Below are 17,125 nucleotides of genomic sequence, written 5' to 3'. Positions count from 1 at the left end.
GCGCTCGCTCCTACGTTTGTTTCGGGCCAGTCACGCCTGTTACAGGCGCGCGCGACCGCCTTGTTTGTACGACGTGATAATGCGCCATGCGCCAAGGCGTTCGCGCGCAAATGGCACAGGAATGATTGGCCAGAAACAAACGTAGGAGCGAGCGCAGCTCGCGATGCGCCGCGCGGGCGGCGCTCGGTTTCGCACCCGCTGCAAACCTTACCCCCGGATACAAAAAACCCGCGCCGTTGCCAGCGCGGGTTTTTGGTCAAAACAGAACGATCAACGCTCCAGCAGAATCCGCAACATGCGGCGCAGCGGTTCGGCGGCGCCCCACAGCAGCTGGTCACCCACGGTGAACGCGCCCAGGTACTGCGACCCCATGTTCAGCTTGCGCAGGCGGCCAACCGGGATGTTCAGGGTGCCGGTGACCTTGGTCGGGCTCAGCTCCTGCATGCTGATTTCACGCTGGTTCGGCACCAGCTTCACCCAAGGGTTGTGCTGGCTGATCATGCCTTCGATGTCGGCGATCGGCACGTCCTTGTTCAGCTTGATGGTCAGCGCCTGGCTGTGGCAGCGCATGGCGCCGATGCGCACGCAGATGCCGTCGACCGGGATCGGGCTCTTGAAGCGGCCGAGGATCTTGTTGGTTTCGGCCTGGGCCTTCCACTCTTCGCGGCTCTGACCGTTCGGCAGTTCCTTGTCGATCCACGGGATCAGGCTGCCCGCCAGCGGCACGCCGAAGTTCTCGGTCGGGAACGCTTCACTGCGCATGGTCTCGGCAACCTTGCGGTCGATATCGAGGATGGCGCTGGCCGGGTTGGCCAGGTCATCGGCCACTGCCGCGTGGGTAGCGCCCATCTGCTTGATCAGCTCGCGCATGTTCTGCGCACCGGCACCCGAAGCCGCCTGGTAGGTCATGGCGCTCATCCACTCAACCAGACCGGCCTCGAACAGACCACCCAGGCCCATCAGCATCAGGCTGACGGTGCAGTTGCCACCGATGTAGTTCTTGGTGCCGGCGTCCAGTTGCTGGTCGATGACCTTGCGGTTGACCGGGTCAAGGATGATCACCGCGTCATCCTGCATGCGCAGGGACGAAGCAGCGTCGATCCAGTAACCCTGCCAGCCAGCTTCACGCAGCTTGGGGAAGACCTCGTTGGTGTAGTCGCCGCCCTGGCAGGTCAGGATTACGTCGAGGGTCTTGAGTTCTTCAATCGAATAAGCGTCCTTGAGGGGCGCTGTATCCTTGCCCACGTTCGGACCCTGGCCACCAACATTGGAGGTAGTGAAGAACACCGGCTCGATAAGGTCGAAATCCTGCTCCTCCAGCATCCGCTGCATGAGCACGGAACCGACCATACCGCGCCAACCGATCAGACCTACACGTTTCATCGCAACTACACCTTTGCTAAAAGTGGGCCGCCACCGGGAATTTTGGGGGGCGGGCCAGAGAGATTACAGATTCCGCAGCGCTGCGACTACTGCGTCGCCCATTTCCTGCGTACCAACTTTGCGGCAGCCTTCCGAGAAGATGTCGCCGGTGCGCAGACCCTGGTCCAGAACCAGGCTCACGGCCTTCTCGATCGCCTCGGCGGCAGCCGTCTGATTGAAGCTGTAACGCAACATCATCGACACCGACAGGATGGTCGCCAATGGGTTGGCGATGCCAAGGCCTGCGATGTCCGGTGCCGAGCCGTGGCACGGCTCGTACATGCCCTTGTTGTCGGCATCCAGAGACGCCGAAGGCAGCATGCCGATGGAACCGGTCAACATGGAAGCTTCATCCGACAGAATGTCACCGAACATGTTGTCGGTCACCATCACGTCGAACTGCTTGGGTGCACGCACCAGCTGCATGGCAGCGTTGTCGACGTACATGTGGCTCAGCTCTACGTCCGGGTAGTCCTTGGCCACGTCTTCGACCACTTCACGCCACAGCTGGCTGGAGGCCAGAACGTTGGCCTTGTCCACCGAGCACAGTTTCTTGCCGCGCACGCGGGCCATGTCGAAGCCGACACGGGCAATGCGGCGCACTTCGCTTTCGCTGTACGGCAGGGTGTCGTAGGCCTGGCGTTCGCCGCCTTCCAGCTCGCGCTGGCCGCGCGGGGCACCGAAGTAGATGCCGCCGGTCAGCTCACGGACGATGAGAATGTCCAGACCCGACACGATTTCCGGCTTCAGCGACGAGGCATCGGCCAGTTGCGGGTAAAGGATGGCCGGGCGCAGGTTGGCGAACAGGCCCAGTTGCGAGCGGATCTTCAGCAGGCCGCGCTCCGGGCGAATGTCTCGCTCGATCTTGTCCCACTTCGGCCCGCCCACAGCCCCCAGCAGCACCGCATCGGCCTTGCGCGCACGCTCCAGGGTTTCGTCGGCCAGCGGCACACCGTGCTTGTCGATGGCCGCGCCACCAATCACGTCGTGCGCCAGGCTGAAGCCGAGCTGGAACTTGTCGTTGGCCAGCTCCAGTACCTTGACCGCTTCGGCCATGATTTCCGGGCCGATACCGTCACCTGGGAGAATCAGAATCTGCTTGCTCATGCTTTCCTCTATCCATTCACGCGGTGCGGCCAAGCGGGCCCCACCGAAAAGTGCTTAACGCTCGGCCCACAACACCAGCACATCCGTGCTGAATGAGCCGTCGGCCTCGATCTGGTAATACTGCCGTACTTCTTCGCCCATGGCTTGCTGCAACTGGCGGATGGCCGCGCGCATCGGCTCGGGGGTGCGCATGCGCTCAACCCAGGTGCTCCACTCCAGGCGCAGCGGTTGGCGGGTGTGGCTGCGCACGCGCAGGCCGGCCTCGCTGACCTGCCGCTGCCACTCGGCGGCGGAATAGTCGCGCACATGGCTGGTGTCGCGCAGCACTTCGACCGTTTGCAGGTAAGTGTCGAGCAGCGGGCTGCCCGGCGACATCACGTCGATGAACGCCGCCACACCCCCTGGCTTGAGAACCCGGCGCACTTCGCGCAGGGCCAGGCCCAGGTCGCTCCAGTGGTGGGCCGAATAACGGCTGAAGACGAAGTCGAACGATGCATCGGCGAACGGCAGGCGTTCGGCAGCGCCGCGTTCGGTAATGATATTGCCCAGGCCGCGTTCGGCGGCGGCGCTGGCGACCACGTCGAGCATGGATTGAGAGAGGTCGTAGGCGACCACTTCGTTAACCAGCGGGGCGACGTGGAAGCTGACATGACCGGCACCGCAGCCCAGGTCCAGCACGCGGGCATGGGCCTGCCCTGCCAGCTCAGCCTGCAGCAGGGCGAATTCACTGCCTTGGGCGTGCACGGCGCTGCTGAGGTAGGCGCTGGCCTGTTCGCCGAACTGGCGTTGGACCACATCGATGTGCTGGGTGCTGGTCATGTCTCGTTCCTATAGATTTTTGTTGCCTGTGCCGGCCCTTTCGCGGGCATGCCCGCTCCCACAGGACCTTCATGGCCCTCAGGGCTGGTGATATCCCTGTGGGAGCGGGTTTACCCGCGAAGAGGCCGGCACTTTCACCTACGAACTTCAGGCATCGCGGAACAGCCAAGGCTGGCTGGCACGGTGCTTGGCTTCGAAGGCCTTGATCGCGTCGCTGTCCTGCAGGGTCAGGCCGATATCGTCCAGGCCGTTGAGCAGGCAGTGCTTGCGGAACGCATCGATCTCGAAGTGCAGCACCTTGCCATCCGGGCGGGTCACCGCCTGCGCCTGCAGGTCGATGGTCAGCTGGTAGCCCGGGTTGGCTTCGACCTGCTTGAACAGCTCGTCGACTTCCTCATCGCTCAGAATGATCGGCAGTAAGCCGTTCTTGAAGCTGTTGTTGAAGAAAATGTCGGCAAAGCTCGGCGCAATGATGCTGCGGAAGCCGTACTCGTCCAGCGCCCAAGGGGCATGCTCACGGCTGGAGCCACAACCAAAGTTTTCCCGCGCCAGCAACACGCTGGCACCCTGGTAGCGCGCATGGTTGAGCACGAACTCTTCGTTGACCGGGCGCTTGCTGTTGTCCTGGTAGGGCTGACCCACGTCCAGGTAACGCCACTCGTCGAACAGGTTCGGGCCAAAGCCGGTGCGCTTGATCGACTTCAAGAACTGTTTGGGGATGATCTGGTCGGTGTCGACGTTGGCACGGTCCAACGGTGCGACGAGGCCAGTGTGCTGGGTAAAGGCTTTCATGCTGCGCTCCCTTGGATCAACTCGCGGACATCAATGAAGTGGCCCGCTACAGCAGCAGCGGCAGCCATGGCCGGACTGACCAGGTGGGTACGGCCACCGGCGCCCTGACGGCCTTCGAAGTTGCGGTTAGAGGTGGACGCGCAGTGCTCGCCGCTTTCCAGGCGATCCGGGTTCATCGCCAGGCACATCGAGCAGCCTGGTTCACGCCATTCAAAACCGGCTTCGAGGAAGATCTTGTCCAGGCCTTCACGCTCGGCCTGGGCTTTGACCAGCCCCGAGCCCGGTACCACGATGGCTTGCTTGACGCTTGCGGCCACCTTGCGGCCCTTGGCGATTTCCGCCGCTGCGCGCAGGTCCTCGATTCGCGAGTTGGTGCACGAGCCGATAAACACACGGTCGAGCTTGATATCGGTGATCGCCTGGTTGGCGGTCAGCCCCATGTACTTCAAGGCACGCTCGATCGAACCACGCTTGACCAGGTCGGCTTCGGCTGCCGGGTCTGGCACACGCTGGTCGACAGCCAGAACCATTTCGGGCGAAGTGCCCCAGCTGACCTGTGGCTTGATCTGGCTGGCATCCAGTTCCACCACGGTGTCGAATACGGCGTCGTCCTCCGACACCAGGTCTTTCCACGATTCGACCGCTTGCTTCCACTGCTCGCCCTTCGGCGCGTACGGGCGGCCTTCGACGTAGGCAACGGTGGTGGCATCGGTCGCCACCAGGCCCACGCGGGCACCGGCTTCGATGGACATGTTGCAGATGGTCATGCGGCCTTCCATCGACAATTCGCGAATGGCACTGCCGGCGAATTCCATGGCGTGACCGTTGCCACCGGCGGTGCCGATCTTGCCGATCACGGCCAGCACGATATCCTTGGCGGTAACGCCGGCCGGCAACTGGCCTTCCACGCGCACCAGCATGTTTTTCATCTTCTTGGCGACCAGGCACTGGGTGGCGAGCACGTGCTCGACCTCAGAGGTGCCGATGCCGTGGGCCAGGGCACCGAAGGCGCCGTGGGTGGAAGTGTGCGAGTCACCGCAGACCACGGTCATGCCTGGCAAGGTGGCGCCCTGCTCCGGGCTGATGACGTGGACGATGCCCTGGCGCTCGTCGTTCATCTTGAATTCGACGATGCCGTATTCGTCACAGTTCTCGTCGAGGGTTTGCACTTGCAGGCGCGACACCTGGTCGACGATCGCCTCGATACCACCCTTGCGCTCTGGTGTGGTAGGCACGTTGTGGTCCGGCGTGGCGATGTTGGCGTCGATACGCCACGGTTTGCGGTTGGCCAGGCGCAGGCCTTCGAAGGCCTGGGGCGACGTCACTTCGTGGATGATGTGGCGGTCGATGTAGATCAAGGACGAGCCGTCATCACGGCGCTTGACCTCATGGGCTTCCCAGAGTTTGTCGTAGAGCGTTTTGCCAGCCATCAGACTGTTCCTCATCAGCGTCTTTCTATGCCAAAGACCCCTTGGCTTGTACGGACGATGCTATGGGGTTAGATTGAATAACTCAAATTCATAATTTTTATGCTTTGGATAACCCAAAGGAATACCCCACCATGGACCTGGCCAACCTCAGTGCCTTCATCGCCATTGCTGAAACCGGCAGCTTTTCCGGCGCAGCCGAACGCCTGTTCCTGACCCAGCCGGCCATCAGCAAACGCATCGCCGGCCTGGAGCAGCAACTGGACGTGCGCCTGTTCGACCGCCTGGGCCGCGAGGTGACCCTGACTGAAGCCGGGCGCGCCCTGCTGCCGCGGGCCTACCAGATCCTCAACGTCCTTGATGATACCCGACGGGCGCTGACCAATCTGACCGGGGCCGTGAGCGGTCGTCTGACCCTGGCCACCAGCCACCACATCGGCCTGCACCGCCTGCCCCCGCTACTACGGGTTTTCACCCGCCAGTACCCGGCAGTGGCACTGGATATTCAGTTCATGGATTCGGAACAGGCCTACGACGAGATTTTGCATGGCCGCGCCGAAATCGCCGTGATCACCCTGGCGCCCGAGCCACACCACTTGATCAAGGCCATGCCAGTGTGGGACGACGCCCTGGACTTCGTCGCCGCCCCCGAGCACCCGCTGGCCAGCAACCAGGCGGTCAGCCTGGCTGACGTCGCCCGCCACCCGGCGGTATTCCCCGGCGGCAATACCTTTACCCACCATATTGTCCAGCGCCTGTTCGAAAGCCAGGGGCTGATGCCGAACATCGCCATGAGCACCAACTACCTGGAAACCATCAAGATGATGGTGTCGATCGGCCTGGCCTGGAGCGTGCTGCCACGTACCATGCTCGACGAACAGGTTGCACCCATCGCTTTGCCCGGCATACAGCTTTCGCGCCAGCTAGGCTACATTCTGCACACGGAGCGTACGCTATCGAATGCGGCCAGGGCATTCATGGCCCTGCTCGACAGCCACTCAGGGCCCACCTGACCGGCTGTCAGCCAGCTATTCCGATTCCAAGGACACGTCATACGCCACAGGTCTGGTACCGATGCCCAAATCAGCAAACCGCTTTTTGCGCCTGCCGCGCATACCTGCAGCTGATCCCCAAGAGTCCGAGCAGGCCTGGCAGAACGCCCCGCAACTGCTGGCAGCGCTCAACGGCGCGCGCCTGGGCGCCTGGCTATGGGATATCGAAAGCGGCAGGGTCAGTTGGTCGCGGGGCACCCAGGCCCTGTTCGGTTTCGACCCACAGCAGCCACTGCCTGCCGACATCGATTACCTCGACCTGCTGCCCGAGGAAGACCGCGCCCGTACGCGCCAGGTGTTCCAGGCGGTGGTCAACGGCGAGCCGGTGGAGCAGGCCATGCGCCACCGTATCCGCTGGCCGGATGGCAGCCTGCACTGGCTGGAGATCAACGGTAGCCTGACCCACGACCTGCACGGCCGGCCGCAGATGATCGGTGTGATCCGCGAGATAACCCGCCAGCGCGAGCGGGAAACGGCGCTGATCAATTCGGAAAAGCGCTTCGCCACGCTGTTCCACCTGAGCCCCAACGCCATTTTGCTGACCCGCCGCCACGATGGCATGATCTTCGAGGTCAACCAGCACTTCGAAGACATGTTCGGCTGGCCCGGCAGCCAGGTGATCGGCAAGACCAGCCTGGAACTGGGCCTGTGGGTCAACCCCGAACAGCGCCACCAGATAATCGATTCGACCCGCGCCAACGGCGGCCCGCTGATCATGGAGGTGCAATTCCGCGCATCCAGCGGCAAGGTGCATGACGGCATCCTGTGCACCCAGGGCATCGAACTGGAAGGCGTGACCTTCCTGATCAGTACATTCGTCGACACCACCGAACGCAAGCGCGCCGAGCAGGCCCTGAAGGACAGCCAGGAGCGCCTGGACCTGGCCCTGGACTCAGCGCAACTGGGCACCTGGGACTGGCACATCCCAAGCGGCATGCTCTACGGCTCGGCCCGCGCCGCGCAGCTGCATGGCTTGCCGCCCATCCCCTTTCATGAATCGTTCGATGCTTTTTTCGAGGGTGTGCCGGAGCAAGAACGCAACTCGATGCGACAGGCCTACCGTAGCCTGCGCGAAGGGCCTGCCGGCAACTATCAGATCACCTACAGGGTGCAGCTGGAAAACGGCGCTTCACGCTACATAGAAAGCCGCGCGCGGCTGTACCGCGACGACCAAGGCATCCCCTTGCGCATGGCGGGAACCTTGCTCGACATCACCGACCAGGTGGAACGTGAACAGCGCCTGAGCGCCTCGGAAGAGAAGTTTGCCAGCCTGTTCCAGGTCAGCCCCGACCCGATCTGCGTCACCCGCCAGGACACCGGCCAGTTCATCGAGATCAATCCGGCGTTCACCCAGACCTTCGGCTGGAGCAGCGAGCAGGTGCTTGGGCGTACCGCAGAGGAAATCGGCCTGTGGGCCGAGTCCATCGAGCGCGCACGACGCATTGAGCAGGTGATCCGCGAACAGGCCTTGAGCAACGTCGCCGTGGTACTCAACCACCGCAATGGCGCGCCCCTGACCTGTGTGATTTCCAGCCGCCTGATCACCGTCGACGACCAGCCCTGCAGCGTTACCACCCTGCGCGACATCACCCAGCAACAACGCGCCGAAGCAGCGCTGAAGTCCAGCGAGGAGAAGTTCGCCAAGGCCTTTCACTCCAGCCCCGACGCCATCACCATCACCGAACGCCACAGCGGCCGCTACCTGGAAGTCAACGACGGCTTCTGCCGCCTGACCGGCTACAGCACTGCCGAAGTGGTCGGCCACACGGTGTACGAGATCGGCATCTGGGCCGACGACAAGCAACGTAGTGCATTACTTGCCGAACTGCGCGAGCGCGGCCGGGTACACCACCGCGAGATGCTCGGGCGCAACAAGCGTGGCGATATCCTCACGGTCGAGGTTTCGGTGGAACCGATCACCCTCAACGAAGTGGACTGCCTGCTGCTGACCGCCCGTGACGTGAGCCAGTTGAAGAACGCCCAGGCGCAGATACGCCACCTGGCCTATCACGACCCGCTGACCAACCTGCCCAACCGCGCCTTGCTGATGGACCGCCTGAGCCAGCAGATCGCCCTGCTCAAGCGCCATAACCTGCGCGGCGCCCTGCTGTTCCTCGACCTTGACCACTTCAAGCACATCAACGACTCGCTGGGCCACCCAGTGGGCGACACCGTGCTGAAGATCATCACTGCCCGTCTGGAAGCCAGCGTGCGCCTGGAGGACACCGTGGCACGTCTGGGGGGCGACGAATTCGTCGTGCTGCTCAGCGGCCTGGAAGGGAGCCGCGAACACGTGGAAGAGAAAGTGCGCGAGCTGGCCGACACCCTGCGCGAACTGCTGGCCGAGCCAATGTCACTGGATGGCCAGCGCCTGCAGGTAACGCCCAGCATCGGCGTGGCGCTGATCCCCGACCACGGCACCACACCGGCCGACCTGCTCAAGCGTGCCGATATCGCCCTGTACCGGGCCAAGGACTCCGGTCGCAACACCACCCAGCTGTTCCACACCACCATGCAGAAGGCCGCCAGTGAGCGCCTGCGCATGGAAAACGACCTGCGCCTGGCCTTGGCCCGTGGCGAACTGGCGCTGCACTTCCAGCCACAGGTGGATGCCCGCGACAACCGCATCGTCGGTGCCGAAGTACTGCTGCGCTGGCACCACCCGCAACTGGGCCAGCAACCGCCCTCGCAGTTCATCCAGGTACTGGAAGAAAGCGGCTTGATCCTTGAAGTTGGCAGCTGGATTCTCGACGAAGCCTGCGACGCCTGCGCCCGCATGCTCACCGACGGGTTGATCGACGCTGATGATTTCAGCCTGTGCGTGAACATAAGCCCGCGACAGTTCCGTCAGAACGACTTTGTCGGGCGGGTGCTGCGCAGCCTGGACGATTACCGCCTGCCGCGGCAGATGCTGACGCTGGAAATCACAGAAGGCATCGTCATCCAGAACCTGGAAGACACCATCAGCAAGATGCGCGAGCTGAAGGGCTACGGGGTGAGTTTCGCCATGGATGACTTCGGCACCGGCTACTCCTCGCTGACTTACCTGAAACGCCTGCCAGTGGATGCGCTGAAAATCGACCAGAGCTTCGTACGCGATGCACCGGACGACCCCAACGACGCAGAAATTGTCCGCGCCATTGTCGCCATGGCCCGCAGTCTCGACCTGGCGGTGATTGCCGAAGGGGTAGAGCTGACCGAACAGCTGGCGTTTCTCGAGCGACTGGGATGCCATCTGTACCAGGGCTATCTGCACAGCCGGCCATTGCCGTTGCCGGAGTTTCGGCAGATGTTGCTGGAGGCGCCGGCGGATTACTGATGGCATGGCTGTCGCGCACCTACACGGGACCGCGTGAGAAGCACGAAAAAGGGCACCTATGGAGGTGCCCTTTTTCATTGCAGTGCGATCAGTTCAGCGCTGGTTTTTCGCCATTGATCGGGATGCGCTTGGCCTTGGCTTCTTCTGGCACGATGCGCAGCAGGTCGATGCTGAGCAGGCCATTGGCCAGTCCGGCGGCCTTCACTTCGATATGATCAGCCAGGCGGAACGACAGCTTGAAGGCGCGTTGTGCGATACCCTGGTGCAGGTAGGTCACTTCAGCGGCGCTATTGTCGCGCTTGCCACCGGTCACGGTCAGGACACCTTTTTCGACCTGCAGGTCGAGGTCCTCTTCCTGGAAACCGGCTGCAGCAACCACGATGCGGTAGTGGTCATCGCCATGCTTTTCCACGTTATAGGGCGGGTAGCTGCTACCGGCCTCGTTACGTGCCGCGGATTCGAACAGGTCGTTGAAACGGTCGAAACCAACGGAATGACGGAACAGTGGAGCAAGAGAGAAAGCAGTAGTCATGGTCATAAACTCCTGAGATTCAGCAAGTAAGTCATTACGCGACCCGGCTTCGGCATCGCGTACTCAAAAGATATGGCCGAGGGAAATGCTTTCAAGGGGCAAACAGAAAAAATCTGATTTTTTTGCATGGGGCCTGACGGCGCCTTCGCGGGTGAATCGTACAGGTGCAGTACCCGCGAAGAGGCCTGCTCAGGCGACGCAAGCCTCCAGGGCTTGAGTCTCAACCCCCAGCAACCGGCTGATCCGCGCGCAGTCATCTTCCCGGCGCAACTCGGCAAACAACACCACCGCTTCGGGGTAACTGCGAGTCAGCATCGCCAGCCACTGTTTCATTCGCCCCGGTGCATAACGCGGCGACAATTTAGCCTGGGCCTGGCGCCAGAACTCACGCAACAGTGGCAGCAAGTCATCCCAGCTCATCGGCTGATAGTCGCGCCCGTCCCGCGCCGCTGCAATCTGCAGGCCCAGGTCCGGGCGCGATACCAGCCCGCGGCCGAGCATGATGTCTTCGGCACCACTGACCTCGCGGCAACGCCGCCAGTCGTCGACCGTCCAGATTTCGCCATTGGCAAACACCGGCACCTTGACCACATCCTGTACCCGCGCCACCCACTCCCAATGCGCTGGCGGCTTGTAACCCTCAACCTTGGTCCGTGCGTGCACCACCAGGTGTGCCGAACCACCTTCGGCCAACGCCGTGGCGCACTCCAGTGCACCGTCGGGGCTGTCGAAGCCCAGGCGCATCTTCGAGGTCACCGGGATATTCGCCGGTACTGCACGCCGCACTTCACGCACAATGGCGTGCAGCAACTCCGGCTCTTTGAGCAGTACCGCACCACCGCGCGACTTGTTCACCGTCTTTGCCGGGCAACCGAAGTTCAGGTCGATCACCGGCGCCCCAAGCTCGCAAGCCAGTGCGGCGTTTTCCGCCAGGCATACCGGGTCCGAACCCAGCAATTGCACACGCATGGGCACACCGGCAGCCGTGCGCGCGCCTTGGCGCAACTCAGGCGCCAACTTGTGGAACGAGGACGCCGGCAACAGACGGTCGCACACGCGAATGAACTCGGTGACGCACCAGTCGATACCGCCCACGCGGGTCAATACGTCGCGCAGGATGTTGTCGACCAGCCCCTCCATGGGGGCCAGGGCAATTTGCATGTCGGTGTCTCAGCGGAAAAAGCCGGCAGTTTAACAAAAATTGCCGGCGGCTCAGGCACCGATCAGCGCCGGGCCGTAACCCTCGACGAATTCCGCCGGCATGCGCCTGGGCTTGCCGCTGGACAGCTCGATGCAGGCAAATGTGGTTTGCGCGCGCAGCAGTGTCACACCATCGCGCGGGCGCTTGAGCTGAAAACGCCGGGTCATGCGCAGGCGCTGGTCCCAGTCAATGATCCAGGTGGCCAGTTGCAGCTCGTCGTCCTCATAGGCAGCGGCCAGGTAGTCGATTTCGTGGCGCACCACGGCCATCGCCCGGTCAAGGCGCCGGTATTCGGCCAGGTCCAGCCCCAGGCGCTGGGAATGGCGCCAGGCGCAACGCTCAAGCCAGGTAACGTAGACCGCATTGTTGGCGTGGCCAAGGCCGTCGATGTCCTCGCTGCCCACGCGCAGGTCGATGACGAAGGGTGTTGCCAGGTCCCAGCTCATTTTCGCTTCCTTGGCGCAAAAGGCGATTTAGCAGCGATCTGCAGGACAATGTCCAGCCCCTGTGAGCCTGACGCGGCTGCTATAGAGGGGCTTGCCCGCGAATCAGACAGCGCGGCGAATGGCACCGGCGATGCCGGTGTTCACGGCTGAAGCGGCTCCTGCACTGACCGCATCAACCCGGGCCAGCAGTTCGAGCACGGCTTCACTCAGCCGCGGATCGGCCAGCACCCGCTGGTGCCCCCCCTCTTCCAGCAGCATCAGACGGCTGTCGAACCAGGCCTTGTGGATGACATGTGCCTCATCTGGGGGCACGAGAGCATCATCAGTGGCATGCACCACGAGCCCCGGCAGCTCCAGCTGGTAACCAGCGACATCCAACCGCGCAATCTGCATGCCCACATCGCGCTCAACCTGGCGAATGAACGCTGCCCGCGCCCGTGCTGGCAGCCCCAGACGATGGGCGAAACCACGTAATACACCCAACAACTGCGCCGGGGCCGCAATGCTGACAGCCGCCTCTGCGCGCAGCCCCATCTGCAAAGCCAGCAGCACGCTCGCCCCACCCATGGAATGGCCAATGACTGCACGCAACGGCGGCAACTCAGCAGCGGCTTCCAGCAACGCCCGGGCAAACAGCACCACGTTCGCTTGCTCGCCTGGCGAACGGCCATGCCCAGGCCCTTCCAGCGACACCACCGTATGCCCCGCCTGAACCAAGGTCTCGATCAAGGCGGCAAACTGCGTCGGGCGCCCTTCCCAACCGTGCATCAGCAGCACGGTCGGCCCTTGACCCCAGCGCAAGGCAGACAGGCCGAAGCGCAGTGTAATGCGCTCGGCGCTGGCCAGCACAGGCAGCTCCCAATCCCGCGGCGGCAGGTTGCGCGGGGTCATGAAGGCTCGGCGCATCTTGCCCGCGACATGCTCGGGGGCCAGGCGGCCCAGGGTGCTATTGACACCGCGAATCCAGCTCAGGGTGGTCATCGCCATGCTCCAGTGTTAAAGCACCGCCGATTTGGCGGCGCGTAAAATACGGTCAGACAGATCACTGGCCCCCAGGGCCCGGGCCAGCGCCAGCCCTCCCACCATCAGGGCCAGGTCGGCCAGCGCTTTGTCGGCATCCTCAGGGCGGTCGACCATCGCTGCAGTCATCAACTCGATGTGCTCGGCCAGCACCTCGCGGAAAACCTCCGGCAGGCGCTGCATTTCGCCCAACGCATTAGGCAGCGGGCAAGCATGCACTTCGCAGTCCCGGTGCTTGCGCGAGAGGTAGAAGGCGCCAGCCAGCGCTCGCCGACCGGCGCCATCGAGATTGGGGTCGATCTGGGCGAGCAAGGCTCGGCGCTCACCCAACAACTGGCGGAACGCTTCGAGCATCAGCTCGTCCTTGCTGTCGAAGTGCGCATAGAAGCCACCGACAGTCAGGCCTGCCGCACCCATTACCTGGCTGACGCTGGGCTCGGCCGGGCCGTGCTGGATCAGCGCACTGCGCGCAGCTTCCAGAATGCGTTCGCGGGTTCTGCTCTTCTTGTCGCTCATCTGGCACGCACCAAACAAAATATGATGATCGAAATATTATCATCATCATATTTTTTTGCAAGCAGAATCTGCGACGCTTGTCGGTAACCGTACGTAGAACACATCTTGCGTAGATTTGCCATCCACCTCCCGATGCGGAAAAGTTTACGATCTCATCGGCCTTTTGCGTCAGCACATCCTTAAGGCACTCTTCTAGGCGATGTCGCTATACCGTTTGCCAGTATCCTATCCAGACCAAAAAGCGGGCTGTTGCCCCCTCAAGCACTCAAATTGTCAGGGAGACATCGGGTGTTTTTATCGCATATTGTGCCGTCGTGGCAGCAGATTGAAGATCGGATAAGGCGGGAAATGGGCTATCAAAATGGTGCCCGATATCGAAACCACTGGGGTGAACCTGTCCCTTCCCTGAGCCTCAATATCCGCCGCGTTGCAAGCGAGTGAGCTACTTCGCCAACGTTTCGCCGATCTCGACATTTCCAGCATCCTCAAAGACCTCATTGATGTTGTCACGCAGATGGCAATGATCGTCGCTGGTAGCACCTTGACCGGAGGTGCTATCGGCGCCGGTGTGGGTGCATTCTTTGGAGGTGCTGGCGCTGTTCCGATGGGGGCTGCGGGGGCTGCAATGGGTTTGCAGGCTAGCAGCTGGATACTGGCGATACTTGGCCTGCAGTCTATTGCAGAATTTTTCGTCGAAGGCTTGCCGCGCATTGGCAGTTATTATCTGACAGGAATTAAAACTGCATGGGAAGGAACACGAGGTGATGATGGTTTAACTCCCTTCAGCCAGGATGATCCCCTAGCAATTCGAAGCGCTGCCCATAACATGGCGCTAGGCCACGTTGAAGTCGTCATTCTGTTACTGGGCGCCATTGTCGAATACTTGACTCGTGGTCGAGGTAACGCTGGCAGGCTAGCATTAGAGATGCGTGCCAGTCCAAAAGGGGCAAGAATTGGCCAGTGGATGGTCGAGCATGAAGATGCGTTGAAGCGCAGACCTGACCTGCAAAAGGCGGAGCCGCTCAGAGGGCCGCTGGCGAGCCAGAAGTCACCTCCAAACCACTCAGAGAGAAGAGACAAAGAGCCCGCCAAGGGTAAGTCGAACACCATGCCGCTGCATGAGGTTGAATGCTTCAAGGCAGATAAAATGCCTGCCTCCAAAATTGGCGAGTTCGAGCGGCAGTTGCAGGGGCAAGAGAACGGGTTGAATCGGCTTACTGTTGATGAGTATTTGAAGAATATTGCTAATCCGGTGAAACGAAGCCCTGCGGCTGCCAAAAAGGCACGCAAGGATCTACAAGATCAATTGGAAGAGCGTTTTCTGAATGATTTTCCAGACTTGGATGTACTCGAAGCGGAGGAAGCTGCAATAAAAAAAGCCAAGGAAACGATGGCAAACCTTGCTGGGCTGCACAACCCCGATCTGAGTGCTGGTGGCAAGGATATCATTGGCGACTTCGGTGACCGACAGGTTAACTCCAGCATTGGGCCTCAGTGGAGACCAAAAATTCAAAACCTTAAAGCAGTTGCTGAGAAGGTACCTGAATCCTTGCGGGATTCAACTTTCCTCAACGTGAAATTACACAAGTGCTGAAGGAGGCATCCGTGGACAAGGTATTTGCTAGATTCCTAGAAAAGTTTGGTAGCCCGGTTGATCGTCAGGAAGTGCCAGCTTCGAGTATCGAGCGTTATAGGGGTAAACTACCCAATCAGCTTCTGGAATATTGGGCTGAGCACGGCTGGTGCGGATACGGTGATGGAATTTTTTGGATAGTGAACCCGCAAGAATACGAAGGAGTGGTGGCTTCGTGGCTTGAGGGAACAGAATTTGAAAAACGCGACACTTACCACCTAATTGCCCGTGGAGCGTTCGGCGATCTCTATCTATGGGGCGAGAAAACGGGATTTTCACTGAAGATAACCAGCGTCTTTTCGCGATGCGTAATTCATGACTTTGAACCCACCCCCGAGCAAATGGATCGTAAGCTTCAAGACTTTATCGTGTCCAGAAAAGTGGACTCTAACGATGTGGAAGATTTGTTCAAGGCGGCAAGAAAAAAGCTCGGCACTCTTCGCCATGATGAGATGTATGGTTTTGTTCCAGCGTTAATGCTTGGTGGGTCGGCATCCCTTGATCATGTTGAGAAACTAAAAGCAGTGGAGCATTTAATTCTGCTGTCTCAGCTCGCAGAGCTTGAGCCATATAGTTTTTAAGGCATGCTTGCCGCCTGAAGTATCTAAGCTAGTTGCCGCTTATGCGGCAGCAATTGATCGATTTCACTGGCCCGCTGCGTCGGCAGCCGCATCAGAACGTCTTTGAGATAGGCGTACGGATCGTGCCCATTCATGCGCGCTGACTGGATCAGGCTCATGATTGCAGCCGCCCGCTTGCCGCTGCGCAGCGACCCGGCAAACAGCCAGTTCGAGCGTCCGAGTGCCCACGGCCGTACGCTTGTCGGGGAAAAATTACTGGAAGGAAAAAACAAAAGGCCCATTCAATAAGCGAATGAGCCTTTAAAGTCCCGCAAAACGCGGGTAAACGTGGCGTCCCCTAGGGGACTCGAACCCCTGTTACCGCCGTGAAAGGGCGGTGTCCTAGGCCACTAGACGAAGGGGACGTAACCTTCGCGAAGATCCACTTGCGTGAACCCTGGCAGAAATGGTGGAGCTAAGCGGGATCGAACCGCTGACCTCCTGCATGCCATGCAGGCGCTCTCCCAGCTGAGCTATAGCCCCGAAACAAAAGGCTCATCAATAATCGACGAGCCTTTTAAAGCCCTGCAAAACGCAGGAAAAGTGGCGTCCCCTAGGGGACTCGAACCCCTGTTACCGCCGTGAAAGGGCGGTGTCCTAGGCCACTAGACGAAGGGGACGTAACCTTCGTGCCGATCCGCTAACGCGAACCGCGGCAAAATTGGTGGAGCTAAGCGGGATCGAACCGCTGACCTCCTGCATGCCATGCAGGCGCTCTCCCAGCTGAGCTATAGCCCCGGATTTCTAGCCTCGCGGCCCAGCGACATACCAACATCGCTTGTGTAAAACTGGCGTCCCCTAGGGGACTCGAACCCCTGTTACCGCCGTGAAAGGGCGGTGTCCTAGGCCACTAGACGAAGGGGACGAACCTTCTTACCTTCAAGACCCGGTTGCTGGACCCGGTCTTGCTTATCAGCCTTGGCTGCTAAGCGGAATTTGGTGGAGCTAAGCGGGATCGAACCGCTGACCTCCTGCATGCCATGCAGGCGCTCTCCCAGCTGAGCTATAGCCCCACAATGTCGCTTTGAACTGAACCGCTGGCTGGGTGCCTGGCGTTTCGTTTTCGTTCATCGCTGTGGACGGGGCGCATATTAAGATCGGATTGCAGGGCTGTCAAACTAATTTTCAAAAATATTCAAAAATTTTTTCACAGATAACAATCACTTACCGCCCTGCCCCGGTTTTTTGGGGCTTAGTTGGCCTGTGGGAGCGGGCGTGC

At 60.9% G+C, this 17,125-nt stretch carries 13 protein-coding genes, 6 tRNA genes and 2 pseudogenes; 4 read left to right on the top strand and 17 right to left on the bottom strand.

Annotated elements, in window-relative coordinates:
• Positions 1-270: 270 nt before the first annotated feature.
• The 5 genes from asd to leuC all read right to left on the bottom strand — a co-directional run bounded on the left by asd (position 271) and on the right by leuC (position 5,570).
• Complete coding sequence (gene asd, locus ACF8EA_RS19730) at positions 271-1,383, bottom strand: aspartate-semialdehyde dehydrogenase (protein WP_021784927.1); 1,113 nt, start codon at positions 1,381-1,383, stop codon at positions 271-273.
• 63 nt (positions 1,384-1,446) lie between these two features.
• Positions 1,447-2,529: a 3-isopropylmalate dehydrogenase gene (gene leuB / locus ACF8EA_RS19725; RefSeq protein ID WP_392523021.1), complete on the bottom strand. Its 1,083-nt coding sequence runs from the start codon at positions 2,527-2,529 to the stop codon at positions 1,447-1,449.
• Between the two features lie 54 nt (positions 2,530-2,583).
• Positions 2,584-3,348, bottom strand: a complete 765-nt coding sequence (locus tag ACF8EA_RS19720; protein WP_021784928.1) for a class I SAM-dependent methyltransferase — start codon at positions 3,346-3,348, stop codon at positions 2,584-2,586.
• 147 nt (positions 3,349-3,495) lie between these two features.
• Positions 3,496-4,140 (bottom strand): 3-isopropylmalate dehydratase small subunit, encoded by a 645-nt coding sequence (gene leuD / locus ACF8EA_RS19715; RefSeq protein ID WP_003247192.1) that lies wholly within the window; start codon positions 4,138-4,140, stop codon positions 3,496-3,498.
• Positions 4,137-5,570: a 3-isopropylmalate dehydratase large subunit gene (leuC, locus tag ACF8EA_RS19710; RefSeq protein ID WP_392523020.1), complete on the bottom strand. Its 1,434-nt coding sequence runs from the start codon at positions 5,568-5,570 to the stop codon at positions 4,137-4,139. Before leuC ends, leuD begins: the two co-directional genes overlap by 4 nt.
• 131 nt (positions 5,571-5,701) lie before the next feature.
• On the opposite strand from leuC, the gene ACF8EA_RS19705 reads away from it, so the two are divergent.
• The gene (locus tag ACF8EA_RS19705) at positions 5,702-6,580 is read left to right on the top strand and encodes a LysR family transcriptional regulator (RefSeq protein WP_323600557.1); all 879 of its coding nucleotides are present in this window, start codon (positions 5,702-5,704) and stop codon (positions 6,578-6,580) included.
• Between the two features lie 61 nt (positions 6,581-6,641).
• The gene (locus tag ACF8EA_RS19700) at positions 6,642-9,938 is read left to right on the top strand and encodes a PAS domain S-box protein (protein ID WP_392523018.1); all 3,297 of its coding nucleotides are present in this window, start codon (positions 6,642-6,644) and stop codon (positions 9,936-9,938) included.
• Positions 9,939-10,026: 88 nt separating this feature from the next.
• Here ACF8EA_RS19700 and ACF8EA_RS19695 read toward each other — a convergent pair whose 3' ends face one another.
• The 5 genes from ACF8EA_RS19695 to ACF8EA_RS19675 all read right to left on the bottom strand — a co-directional run bounded on the left by ACF8EA_RS19695 (position 10,027) and on the right by ACF8EA_RS19675 (position 13,653).
• The gene (locus ACF8EA_RS19695) at positions 10,027-10,470 is read right to left on the bottom strand and encodes an Hsp20 family protein (protein WP_019437397.1); all 444 of its coding nucleotides are present in this window, start codon (positions 10,468-10,470) and stop codon (positions 10,027-10,029) included.
• Between the two features lie 189 nt (positions 10,471-10,659).
• A complete protein-coding gene (locus tag ACF8EA_RS19690; protein ID WP_101195969.1) occupies positions 10,660-11,631 on the bottom strand; it encodes a tRNA-dihydrouridine synthase in 972 nt (323 codons plus the stop codon).
• A 51-nt stretch (positions 11,632-11,682) separates the two neighbouring features.
• Entirely contained in the window at positions 11,683-12,117 is a 435-nt protein-coding gene (locus ACF8EA_RS19685; protein WP_003247186.1) for a thioesterase family protein, read from the bottom strand.
• A gap of 102 nt (positions 12,118-12,219) precedes the next feature.
• Positions 12,220-13,098 carry an alpha/beta fold hydrolase gene (locus ACF8EA_RS19680; RefSeq protein ID WP_323600556.1) on the bottom strand — a complete coding sequence of 293 codons (879 nt, stop codon included), beginning with the start codon at positions 13,096-13,098 and terminating at the stop codon, positions 12,220-12,222.
• A gap of 15 nt (positions 13,099-13,113) precedes the next feature.
• Positions 13,114-13,653 carry a TetR/AcrR family transcriptional regulator gene (locus ACF8EA_RS19675; protein WP_021784933.1) on the bottom strand — a complete coding sequence of 180 codons (540 nt, stop codon included), beginning with the start codon at positions 13,651-13,653 and terminating at the stop codon, positions 13,114-13,116.
• Positions 13,654-13,941: 288 nt separating this feature from the next.
• Here ACF8EA_RS19675 and ACF8EA_RS19670 point away from each other — a divergent pair.
• Positions 13,942-15,247 (top strand): annotated as a pseudogene (locus tag ACF8EA_RS19670) (DUF6861 domain-containing protein).
• Between the two features lie 11 nt (positions 15,248-15,258).
• Complete coding sequence (locus ACF8EA_RS19665; RefSeq protein WP_021784999.1) at positions 15,259-15,867, top strand: GAD-like domain-containing protein; 609 nt, start codon at positions 15,259-15,261, stop codon at positions 15,865-15,867.
• A gap of 23 nt (positions 15,868-15,890) precedes the next feature.
• Here ACF8EA_RS19665 and ACF8EA_RS19660 read toward each other — a convergent pair.
• The 7 genes and pseudogenes from ACF8EA_RS19660 to ACF8EA_RS19630 all read right to left on the bottom strand — a co-directional run.
• Positions 15,891-16,103: pseudogene (locus ACF8EA_RS19660) on the bottom strand (transposase domain-containing protein); the annotation flags it as partial.
• Positions 16,104-16,195: 92 nt separating this feature from the next.
• A tRNA-Glu gene (locus ACF8EA_RS19655) sits at positions 16,196-16,271 on the bottom strand.
• A 42-nt stretch (positions 16,272-16,313) separates the two neighbouring features.
• Positions 16,314-16,389, bottom strand: a tRNA-Ala gene (locus ACF8EA_RS19650).
• Between the two features lie 61 nt (positions 16,390-16,450).
• A tRNA-Glu gene (locus ACF8EA_RS19645) sits at positions 16,451-16,526 on the bottom strand.
• A 42-nt stretch (positions 16,527-16,568) separates the two neighbouring features.
• A tRNA-Ala gene (locus ACF8EA_RS19640) sits at positions 16,569-16,644 on the bottom strand.
• A 51-nt stretch (positions 16,645-16,695) separates the two neighbouring features.
• Positions 16,696-16,771, bottom strand: a tRNA-Glu gene (locus ACF8EA_RS19635).
• A 72-nt stretch (positions 16,772-16,843) separates the two neighbouring features.
• A tRNA-Ala gene (locus ACF8EA_RS19630) sits at positions 16,844-16,919 on the bottom strand.
• Between the last annotated feature and the right edge of the window lie 206 nt (positions 16,920-17,125).

The sequence above is a fragment of the Pseudomonas sp. YQ_5 genome, from assembly GCF_043103305.1.
Classification (GTDB): domain Bacteria; phylum Pseudomonadota; class Gammaproteobacteria; order Pseudomonadales; family Pseudomonadaceae; genus Aquipseudomonas; species Aquipseudomonas putida_Y.
The sequence above is the reverse complement of the archived record's forward strand: the minus strand, read 5'-3'. Positions and strand labels throughout refer to the sequence as shown.

Bases quoted from the DNA above. Each gene is read 5' to 3' on its own strand.
- ACF8EA_RS19720 (WP_021784928.1), bottom strand. From the start codon at position 3,348: ATGACCAGCACCCAGCACATCGATGTGGTCCAACGCCAGTTCGGCGAA.
- leuB (WP_392523021.1), bottom strand. From the start codon at position 2,529: ATGAGCAAGCAGATTCTGATTCTCCCAGGTGACGGTATCGGCCCGGAA.
- ACF8EA_RS19700 (WP_392523018.1), top strand. From the start codon at position 6,642: ATGCCCAAATCAGCAAACCGCTTTTTGCGCCTGCCGCGCATACCTGCA.
- ACF8EA_RS19690 (WP_101195969.1), bottom strand. From the start codon at position 11,631: ATGCAAATTGCCCTGGCCCCCATGGAGGGGCTGGTCGACAACATCCTG.
- ACF8EA_RS19675 (WP_021784933.1), bottom strand. From the start codon at position 13,653: ATGAGCGACAAGAAGAGCAGAACCCGCGAACGCATTCTGGAAGCTGCG.
- ACF8EA_RS19705 (WP_323600557.1), top strand. From the start codon at position 5,702: ATGGACCTGGCCAACCTCAGTGCCTTCATCGCCATTGCTGAAACCGGC.
- leuC (WP_392523020.1), bottom strand. From the start codon at position 5,570: ATGGCTGGCAAAACGCTCTACGACAAACTCTGGGAAGCCCATGAGGTC.
- leuD (WP_003247192.1), bottom strand. From the start codon at position 4,140: ATGAAAGCCTTTACCCAGCACACTGGCCTCGTCGCACCGTTGGACCGT.
- ACF8EA_RS19680 (WP_323600556.1), bottom strand. From the start codon at position 13,098: ATGACCACCCTGAGCTGGATTCGCGGTGTCAATAGCACCCTGGGCCGC.
- asd (WP_021784927.1), bottom strand. From the start codon at position 1,383: ATGAAACGTGTAGGTCTGATCGGTTGGCGCGGTATGGTCGGTTCCGTG.
- ACF8EA_RS19695 (WP_019437397.1), bottom strand. From the start codon at position 10,470: ATGACTACTGCTTTCTCTCTTGCTCCACTGTTCCGTCATTCCGTTGGT.
- ACF8EA_RS19685 (WP_003247186.1), bottom strand. From the start codon at position 12,117: ATGAGCTGGGACCTGGCAACACCCTTCGTCATCGACCTGCGCGTGGGC.